Annotated in this window: 5 protein-coding genes; 4 read left to right on the top strand and 1 reads right to left on the bottom strand. The window is 39.4% G+C overall.

What is annotated here, in order from left to right; translation table 11 throughout:
• A partial coding sequence (locus KK060_RS11605) for an SEC-C metal-binding domain-containing protein (RefSeq protein WP_254153899.1) occupies nucleotides 1-1,054 on the top strand: 1,054 nt, incomplete at its 5' end.
• 28 nt (nucleotides 1,055-1,082) lie between these two features.
• Here KK060_RS11605 and KK060_RS11600 read toward each other — a convergent pair.
• Complete coding sequence (locus tag KK060_RS11600; RefSeq protein WP_254153898.1) at nucleotides 1,083-2,786, bottom strand: OmpL47-type beta-barrel domain-containing protein; 1,704 nt, start codon at nucleotides 2,784-2,786, stop codon at nucleotides 1,083-1,085.
• A 654-nt stretch (nucleotides 2,787-3,440) separates the two neighbouring features.
• On the opposite strand from KK060_RS11600, the gene KK060_RS11595 reads away from it, so the two are divergent.
• Genes KK060_RS11595 through KK060_RS11585 form a run of 3 tightly spaced genes read left to right on the top strand, consistent with a single transcriptional unit; the run spans nucleotide 3,441 to nucleotide 10,058 of the window.
• The gene (locus KK060_RS11595; RefSeq protein ID WP_254153897.1) at nucleotides 3,441-6,629 is read left to right on the top strand and encodes a SusC/RagA family TonB-linked outer membrane protein; all 3,189 of its coding nucleotides are present in this window, start codon (nucleotides 3,441-3,443) and stop codon (nucleotides 6,627-6,629) included.
• 12 nt (nucleotides 6,630-6,641) lie between these two features.
• Nucleotides 6,642-8,396, top strand: coding sequence for a RagB/SusD family nutrient uptake outer membrane protein (locus KK060_RS11590; protein WP_254153896.1), 1,755 nt, complete (start codon nucleotides 6,642-6,644; stop codon nucleotides 8,394-8,396).
• Nucleotides 8,397-8,423: 27 nt separating this feature from the next.
• A complete protein-coding gene (locus KK060_RS11585; protein WP_254153895.1) occupies nucleotides 8,424-10,058 on the top strand; it encodes a DUF5123 domain-containing protein in 1,635 nt (544 codons plus the stop codon).
• The last annotated feature ends 15 nt before the right edge of the window (nucleotides 10,059-10,073 follow it).

The following is a 10,073-nucleotide window of genomic DNA, read 5'->3' as shown; positions in this document are numbered from 1 at the left end:
AAATATTCTCGAAGATGCTAGTAAATCTTCAACACTTTCCAACGAAGATAGATTTTGGGCGCTTGATGCATTGACTTTCTGGGATACACAGGATCGACTTTATGAGCAGGTTCTCAATCGTATCGATCAGATGGAGGAGCTTGATCGAAAGGGCAACTTAAGAACAAAAGCTAAAATTGCATTGGTCATGAAGCAAATGATCGCGGCAGGCTTTACTGGTAATTTAAAAGGCATAGAGTCTGCATACAGCGCCGCCGTTGAGTTAGTAGAAAATGACAGAAACTTCATTAGAATCGTATCCTATAATCGCGCTTACGCTTACTACCATGCTTCAGATTATTCAAAAGTTAAAAGTATTATAGATGCACTTATAACGGAATACTATAATCACCTTAATCTCACACCGTCAGACGTCACAGCGAAGGGAGCAGATCACATTCTTCCAATTGTTTCGAAAATACCAACCTGGCAAGATGACTTAAAACGCCTGGCTGATTGTCTTGACTTACTTGCAAGCGCAAAGAAGCAACTTGGCTACAAATTAGATATGGAGCAAATACATGCATTAAAGTTCTATACCATGTGTCAGGCCATTCCATCTGCAATTCGGGTAGGGCTAAATGTGGTCGACCAATTAATGCGTGTAAATCCGAAGGAAGCCAGAAACATCATTGAAAATAGTATTCTTCCAATTGTTCAATTGCCAGAATTTGTGAAGTATCAATTTCAGGTTAGATTACAATATGCGGTGGTGCTCGCTAGCAATGGTGAGCTGGAGGCGGCAAGGTTAGAAACAGAGAAAAACAGGGCTAATGCGGTCTCTCAAAAGCAAAAAGAAGAACTTGAAAGACAAGTCTTAATTATTAATCGCCTCGCGGGGAATGCTGGTAAAAAAGCAAACCTTACTCTAAGCAAAAGCAACTACATCAATAAAAAAAGAAACATTAGTATTCCAAAACCTTCTCCCGCTCCGGCGCAAAGCAAAAAGATAGGTCGAAATGATCCCTGTTATTGTGGTTCAGGTATTAAGTATAAAAAATGCCATGGTAGTTGATATCATGGCTTATGGATTAGATAAGTGCTTATTGAACCACGAACTCAATTGCATCCATGTTTCGTACATTTCCAAGATAATCAACTGCCCTTATCTTGAGCGTATGAACGCCTTTTGTAACAAGCTTTAAAGGTTGTGTATACAAAACTTCTGCTTGCTTATTTAAGGTGTAGTAAATCGCTTTTGTACCTACCGATTTGTCTGTCGCAGCCATGTAAAAACTAGTACCCGATGCGTAAACTGGTATTTCCTGTTCTTTCGCAACCATTTTTTGTGTTCCTATTTTTTCAAGACTTGTATGTACAAAAATCTCTGGTGCTGTATTGTCTACAACAAAGAAGGCAGTTTTCACTGCAGAATTATTAACAAGGTCTGTTCCTACGTAGGACAGGGAATGCTTTCCTTCCGTAGTTACTTCGAAGGGATTTTCATAAGTTATCTCTTCGCCATCATCGATTTTGTAATCAATAATAGCGCTGCCAGACTCAGCATCGAAACTCTTTAAAGTAAAGACTGTTTTGTTGGTGACAAAGAGGGTATCTCGCGTAAAGACTTTTGGTGTGCCTACGCTATGTGTTACAACAGGGGGCTTATCATCTATGTATATGGCACTGATTTGTGTATTTGTGAAGGTAGCACCTACGTTGTCTAGCTGATCAATGGCTCGGTATCGGACTGAATATGTACCTTGTTTGGCAGGTAATGCAAAAGGAGCAGTATAGATTTGTTCTGCAGCTCCGTTTATACTGTAGAAAAGTTGTTTTACACCTGCCTTATTGTCACTCGCTTCCAGTGAAACCAATGTACTTGAGCTGGCATAAGATCTGCCCTCTGAAACCGCAAAGTTGGCATCAAACGAAGAAGTTACTTCTGGGCCTTTTGAATCGAGATAAAACGTAAATTTCTGGGGTACTTCGGTATTGCCTACATTATCGGAAGAGTAGTACGTGAGGGTGTGTTCACCATCAGTAAGGCTGGCCAGCGGGATTTTGCCACTGTAAAGGGCAGGCTTCTGCTCATCCAAATAGTATTCCGTCTTTTTCACTCCAGAGGCTGCATCTTTTACAGAGATTGAAATGGATGAACGCGGAGAAAGTATTTTGCCTTCAAGATGGCTTCCGTTAACTTCATGGCGTGAAGTAGGCGGTGTAAGATCTATTGTAAACGAAGCTGTTTTGAGTGGCTCAACGTTGCCTACTTTATCAACAGCAAAGTATTGCACATGATAATCTTTTTCATCTGTTAATGCGAAGGGAGACAAAAGACTTGTGAAAGGAGCCTGATTAATTGAAAGGTATGCGCCTTGCAAGCCCGACATTTCATCTTTCCCTTTTGCAAAAATCATAAGACCCTTACCAAAATAAGTCGTAGCGGATGCATGACGAGGTGCTCCGAGTAGTTCCAGTGAAGAAACAGGAGCAATACCATCTACATTAACAGGAAATGCAACGGTACTTTCTCCTCCTTTTAGGTTTTTACCATCATCATGCTTAATGTAGTGTTTACCATGCCCATCCCACTTCATTGGGTGGTTAGCCTCTTTCCCTTCTGTAAGGGTTATTGCTTCCGTTGAATTTGGAGAAGTTGATAGCTGTAGGTAAACAGGTAGAGACAGTGGCCAGAACAGATTTCCATCTGAATCTTTAAAAGGTTTCTTTTCAAATACTGGCATTTCTTGGGAGAATGCTGAAACAACGAAACAGAATGCCACCGCAGTAAAAAGTAAACGCATAAACAAATTCAAGTTTAGTAATGTTAGGCGGCGTCAAAATAGAAAAAAAAATACCACCTAAATATCGCATTCATTCCTTGCTGAGTTGCTGATAAAAACAAGTTCAATTTTCGTGGATACCATTACGTCATAGCAGGATATAAATTCGCTTAATGTTTAGCAAAAAGCACTTTTAATATTGTCACCAGATTAATGCGGACTATACTTGTAGAACCCATTATTCAACCGCTGTGATTATAAAACGTCCTGTTAAATCAGTTTTATTAGTGTTAGGCTAATAGATAGACATTGAGAATTGAACACATTTTACTGTTACCATACAAGTGTCACGTAAAATAGAAAAAGATTGTCTTGTATAATCAACTCCATAATGCTCCAACTTTGGCGTAAGAAAGAATAACTTAAAACGAATTGCTACGTCCTGTCCTCTATTGGAGACTGCCAAATGCCGGATTTCAAAAGCCTTTAATTTCTCCGCCGAACGACAATAAGTAATAAAACTTTCTGAAATGCTGGACAATCCATCACGAAAGTTATTATATTGAGCAATCGATTGCGCATATGTGCTAATTCGATTGTTTTACCCTAATTATATCTATGCTTAGTTTTTTACTTCTACCCCGAAGGGCCAAGAGCGTCTTTTTGATGCTCTTGATGATAACAACTTATTCTATCAAGGTTGTTGCTCAAAAACACACCGTTTCTGGTGTTGTCACATCTGACGATGGTCTCACGCTTCCAGGAGTCTCTGTTGTTGAAAAAGGAACGAGAAATGGAACAGTAACTGACCCGGACGGAAAATTTACACTTTCCCTCGCCGGAAGCAATCCTGTTATTGTGGTCTCATTTATTGGCATGAAGCCACAGGAAATAACTGTAGGCGATCGCACAACAATAGATGTAACGCTTGAAACTGATCTCACTACATTAGAAGAAGTTGTAGTGATAGGATACGGAACGGTGGACAGGCGTGATCTTACAAGTTCAGTATCTTCTGTTAACAATAAGCAAATTAAAGATATTCCGGTTAACAACGCGGCTCAGGCTCTTACAGGCCGTCTTGCAGGTGTACAAATTACTGCAGCAGAAGGCTCACCAAATGCTGACATACAAATAAGAGTACGTGGCGGCGGGTCTATTACCCAGGACAACTCACCTATTTATATAGTAGACGGCGTTCAGGTAGAAAATGCACTGAACGTTCTCTCACCTCAGGATATCGAATCTATCGACGTGTTGAAAGATGCTGCATCTACTGCTATTTATGGTGCACGAGGTGCTAATGGTATTGTAATCATTACTACTAAGGGCGGCAGAATTCAAAAGCCTACTGTTTCATTCAATTCATTAATTGGTGTTCGTAAGCTTGCTAACAAACTCGATGTTTGGAAACCCTACGATTTTGTGAAGTATCAATATGACCGTAGCCGTGGAAATAATACTCTCGAAGACCAGTTTCTTGAAAATTATGGCACCTATGAGGACATCGAACTTTATAAAGATGTGCCTTTTACTGATTGGCAGGATAAGGTTTTTGGTAGAAGCGCATTAATGCAAACTTACAATTTAGGAGTAACAGGCGGAGGTAAAGTTACTCAATATAGTGTAAGCCTTACTTCAAATACTGAAGAAGGTATTATGCTTGGCTCTGACTTCGACAGAAAGCTTCTTAACGTAAGACTTGATAACAACATAACTAAATGGCTTAAGATCGGATTAAATGGTCGTCTTAATCATACAGTAGTAAATGGCGCAGGTACAGCCGAAGCTGGGTCGTCAGCTACAAACAGACTTCGTCACAGTGTAAAGTATGAACCAATTGTTATTCCTGGTCAACCACTGGATTACTATGATCCTGAATATGCAGCTGAAACAAATGCAAATAGCCTTGCGCTCGTTAATCCCATTCTGTTAACAAAACAGGAATACAAGCAGGAGTTAACCAAGGTCGGAAATATTAATGGCTACGTATCTTTCAAAATTACTGACTACCTCTCTTTTAAGAGTACATTAGGTTATGACAATGCACGTGAAAGAACAAGGGTATTTAATGATACTGTAACAAATGCTTCAAAAACAAATGGACAAGGTTTACCGATGGCTTCCATAACAAAAGAAAGGGGCCAAACATTTAATAACTCAAATGTGTTAAGTTTTTCTTCAGCGGGATTAAAATCAATTTTTGGAGAAAAGCATAAGCTTGATATGATTATTGGGCATGAATTGTATGAAAGAGATATATCAACAGACTTTCTCGATAGCAGATTCTTTCCAAGAAACACCAGTCCCGGTATTGCTTTTGGGCAGATGGGGGAATTAGGTGAAATACAAGCAACATCCAGATTAAGAAAGTCAGAAGAAAAGTTGCTTTCTTATTTTACCCGGGTTAATTACTCCTTTAATGACAAGTACCTTGTCACATTGAGTTATCGTCGTGATGGTTCTTCAAAATTTGCTGACGGAAAGCGTTGGGGATCCTTCCCGGGTGCTTCTCTAGCCTGGAGAATTTCAAATGAACCATTCTTTAGTCCACTTTCTAATGTTGTCTCTGAAATGAAGATAAGAACATCTTATGGAGCTTCTGGTAACAATAGAATTCCAAATTATCTTTATTACTCTATTTTTCAGTTAGGCCAAAATGGAAGCTTTTACTCTTTTGATGAGCAATTACAGTCAGGTTATTCCCCTGTTTCACTTGCAAATAATAACCTTGTCTGGGAAAGTATAGTATCTCAAAATGTTGGTATTGATGCAGGTTTCTTTAATAACCGCGTTCAATTATCTGTTGACTATTATAACAACCAAAGCAAGGATCTTTTACTAGAACGTGTTGTTCCTTCTAGTTCTGGTTATAGTACACAGATTCAAAACGTCGGCAAAACATCCAACAAAGGAGTTGAAATCCAGTTATCAGGTACACCAGTTACGCGCGGAGACTTTTCATGGAATGCGGGTTTCAATATCTCGTTTAACAAAAATAAAATAGAAAGCCTCGGCCCAGGTCTTAAGTCATTCCCTCAACCATCAGGGTGGAGTGGTTCTAGCCAGACAGCAGACTACATTGCTAAAGTAGGTGAATCTGTAGGAACGATCTGGGGATTTCAAACAGACGGTTTCTATAAAATAGAAGACTTCACTTATGAGGCAGCTACACAGAAGTATACTTTAAAAGATGGTATAGCTAATAATAAAGGAATTACTTCATTAGATCCTGTGCCCGGTATGATTAAGTTTAAAGATATCACACCTGACAACGTAATCAACGATGCAGATAGAACCATTATCGGAAATGCCTCTCCTAAATTCTTTGGAGGCTTAAATCAGCAATTCGCATACAAGAATTTCGACTTGAGTGTATTCGTAAACTTCCAGTATGGAAACGATGTATTGAACGCAAACAAACTAGAGTTCACCAGTGGATATACCCCTAGATCAAACCTGCTTACCATAATGGACGGAAGATGGACAAATGTAAATGCTGAAGGACAGGTGGTAACAGACCCTGCTGCATTAGCAGATTTAAATAAAGATGCAACCATTTGGTCTCCATTAACTACAGCAAGTTCATTTGTTGTACATTCCTGGGCAGTTGAAGATGCTTCCTTTATTCGTATTAACAACATAACATTAGGATATACTTTACCACAGTCGATTTTCAGTAAAATTAAAATCAATAGTTTTAGGGTCTATGGAACCCTGAACAATCTTGCGGTATTCTCAAATTACTCAGGTTACGATCCAGAAGTGAACACGCGTAGAAACTCACCACTTACTCCTGGTGTAGACTACTCCGCTTACCCGCGCAGCAGGGGGTACATTTTCGGACTTAACATAACTTTTTAAATTCTGGTAGCTATGAAATCAAGTCGTTTTTCAAAATATATACTTCTTATCGCGATTAGTATCGCCCCGTTTTATTCGTGCGAGGATTATCTTGATGTTAATCCAATAACTGAAGTAGGACCAGATAAGGTGTTCTCAGATTCTGAAGGTGCCATGCAGGCTCTTGTATCAGCCTATGCTGCGTTAGGAGGAGACAACGCATATGGCATCCGTTTGAGCATGTACTATCCCTATGACAATGATGAAATGATGGGACAAAGTGGGAACAACGCAGACAATGAGCGAAGAGACATTGCTCATTACAATGTTCAGGCGGGTAATACACAATTGGCCTCGCCATATGATCAATTGTATAGAGGGATCGAACGTGCTAATATTTGCATCTACTATGTTCCAAAAATGGAGAGTTACAATAATGGATCTGAGCAGGAGAAAGCAGAGTTGAGACGCATATACGGAGAAGCTTTAACATTAAGAGCGCAGTTCTATTATGAACTGGTTAGAAATTGGGGTGATGTGTCGGCTCAATTTGAACCTTCAAGCTTTTATACAGGACCAAGATCAAAAGTTGACAGAGATGTAATTTACGATCGCATTCTTGCTGATTTGGAAGAAGCAGCAACACTGGTACCCTGGAGAGGTGATGTGCCAGCTGATGAAAGAATCACGCAAGGCGCTGTGAGAGCTTTAAGAGCAAGAATAGCATTGGCTGCTGGAGGTTATTCTTTGAGATGGGATCAGATGAAACGCAGAGCTGACTATCGTAATCTATATGAAATTGCAAGGAGCGAAACCAAGAAAATTATTGATGAAGGAAGACATGATCTCAATCCAAGCTTTCAGGCAGTTTTTAAAGATTACATCTGCGGGCATAAGCTGGAACCAAATGGAGAAATAATTTGGGAGGTTGCTATGGCTGGAGGAGGTCCCAGTACAGGTGATTCTAAATTGGGCTATTATAATGGCCCCCGTGCTAATGGAAAAGGAAATGGTGCTTTAACAGTTCTACCTACAACATTTTATGCATTTGATCCTGCTGATTCCCGCAGAGATGTTACTTGTGCTGCCTACGATATTGATGTAAATAAAAATGTAACAGCACGTCAGCTTAACGCAATAGTTGATGGCAAATATAGAAGAGATTGGGTTACTCCAGATGTATTCGAATCTAATGGACAATACTTTGGATTAAACTGGGTAATGATAAGGTACTCTGATGTACTACTCATGTTTGCTGAAGCTGAAAATGAATTAAATAATGGTCCTACAGCAGATGCTATCAATGCTTTTGAAAAAGTAAGATTAAGAGCCTTTGGCGGTGATGCAGCCCTTATCGGAACAACACCTGCAGATTATAATGGTTTCTTTGAAGCAATTAAAAATGAAAGAATGCTCGAGCTATGTGGTGAAGGTGTTCGGAAATACGACCTTATACGGTGGAACATTCTAGGTCAGCGTTTAACAGAAGTTAAGAAACAGATGGAAGATTTAGTAGCAGGTAATCCGCCATATCAGAATATTCCTTCGGTTATGTACTATCAGCCTCAATCAAAAACAATGAACTGGGTAACTTCTCTCTACAGCCCGTCTCCAACAACAGCACCTTCTGGCGCAACAAGCATAAACTGGAGATCAAGTACCATAAAAACTACTTTGATTGATGTATTAGGTTATGCTTTTACACCGAATAAAAGCGAGCTTCTTCCATTTCATACATCTACCCTTGAAGCCAACCCAGAGCTGGGGGGGAATAATTACGGATATTAATCACTGTTCAAAGCTTAACTCATTAATATGAATAGTCTTAAAAAAATATTGAATAGCGCGCTTCTGGCACTCGCTATTACAACCGTCTTCGTTGCTTGTAAAGACGATGAAGATGATTTTGAACTTAAACGCAGATTTAAACCTGCCGCTTTTGAAATAGAAGAAGGAGAAACCTCCGCAACAATAAAGTGGAGTCGTTCACTTTTTACACTTCCTGGTGACGTTGAGTACGTTGTAGAGATATCAAAAGACAGCACCAACTTTACAAATGTCGAATTTACTTCCAATACAAAAGAACCAGAAGTAATTATTAATGATACACAAATCGATATCAAAACAAATTACTTTGCAAGAGTAAAAGCTGTAGGAGGTAGTGGTGCTGAAGATTCCAATTGGTTGGTAAGCGAATCGTTTCAGATTACGGGAGAAGTATTGGTTCTACCGGTCCGCGAACATGACATTATTATTGATGCCGTAAGAATTAGATGGAAACCAAATGCTGTTATTACAAAAATTATACTTACACCGCAGGTAGGTGAACCGAAGGAGATAGTGATTCCTTCAGAAGAACTTGCTCAAGGTGAAAAGATAGTTACGGGCTTAACTAATAATGCAAATTATACAATTGAAGTCTTTAAAGACGATATCGGAAAAGGAAGCGTTTCATTCAGAACGAAAAACGCCTATACGGATGCTAACATCGTTGACCTACGTGGCATACAGGGAAAGACAGGCATACTTTCCGATACACTTAATGATATTCCTTCTGGAAGTGTGATATATCTGAAAAGAGGTTTGAAGTATGAATTCAATGCTACGAGTACTTCAAAAGCTTTTAGCAAATCTGTGCTTATTTTAAGTGGTCCTGATTTTATTGAAGAATACGCACAAATTAATATAAATGGAACTAGTTTAAATATCGTTGCAAATAGTACCATCGATTCTTTGGTTTTTAAAGACATTATAATACGCGGTACCCGAAAGGAAGAGAGCTACAACGGCGATTATCTATTTAATATAAACGCAATAGGAACAATTAAAAAAATGAAGTTTGAAGGGTGTAGGGTAAGAGTGCTTCGCGGCGTTGTTCGTATGCAGGCTGGTACAACGGGTACAAAAGTTGAAAACTATTTAATAAACAATTGTGTCATGGATAGCATCCGGGAGTACGGAATCGGTACTGCCAATAATTCCAATCTCTTTGCCAATATTAAAGTATCTAACAGTACTTTCTATCGTTTCAGAAAATTATTGGATTTAAGGGTTGCGGGTAATAATTCTTTAGTATTAGAAAATTGCACCTTAAATGAGGTGCCCGCCGCAGGTCCCGCTGGTAGCCCTAACTTCTTAATTGATTTCAATACCTTTGGTTCAGCAAATCCTATAGTCATAAATAACTGTGTGATAGGGAAGACATGGATCGAGACCAATGGTACTACTGATGGGGGAGCAATAAGGGTTACAGGAACCAATGTTAGTGCTACTAGTACCTACGTCTTATCAGATTTTATCACGAACAATGAGAGTTACAAGATTACGGGTGCGTCTGCCTACACCGGTGCTTCAACTGCTGTGTTTGCTGATCCTGCAAAAGGGGATTTTAAAATCAAAGATACAGCCTTTCCTGGCGCGCGATCCGCAGGTGATCCACGCTGGAGATAAAGATAAAGGTGAAAT

The organism is Chryseosolibacter indicum (assembly GCF_018598585.1).
Taxonomy (GTDB): Bacteria; Bacteroidota; Bacteroidia; order Cytophagales; family Cyclobacteriaceae; genus Chryseosolibacter; species Chryseosolibacter indicus.
This window is presented reverse-complemented; position numbering and strand designations above follow the sequence as displayed.

What these genes read in the sequence shown, in the direction of transcription:
- KK060_RS11600 (WP_254153898.1), bottom strand. Translation starts at nt 2,786, where the DNA reads ATGCGTTTACTTTTTACTGCGGTGGCATTCTGTTTCGTTGTTTCAGCA.
- KK060_RS11595 (WP_254153897.1), top strand. Translation starts at nt 3,441, where the DNA reads ATGATAACAACTTATTCTATCAAGGTTGTTGCTCAAAAACACACCGTT.
- KK060_RS11590 (WP_254153896.1), top strand. Translation starts at nt 6,642, where the DNA reads ATGAAATCAAGTCGTTTTTCAAAATATATACTTCTTATCGCGATTAGT.
- KK060_RS11585 (WP_254153895.1), top strand. Translation starts at nt 8,424, where the DNA reads ATGAATAGTCTTAAAAAAATATTGAATAGCGCGCTTCTGGCACTCGCT.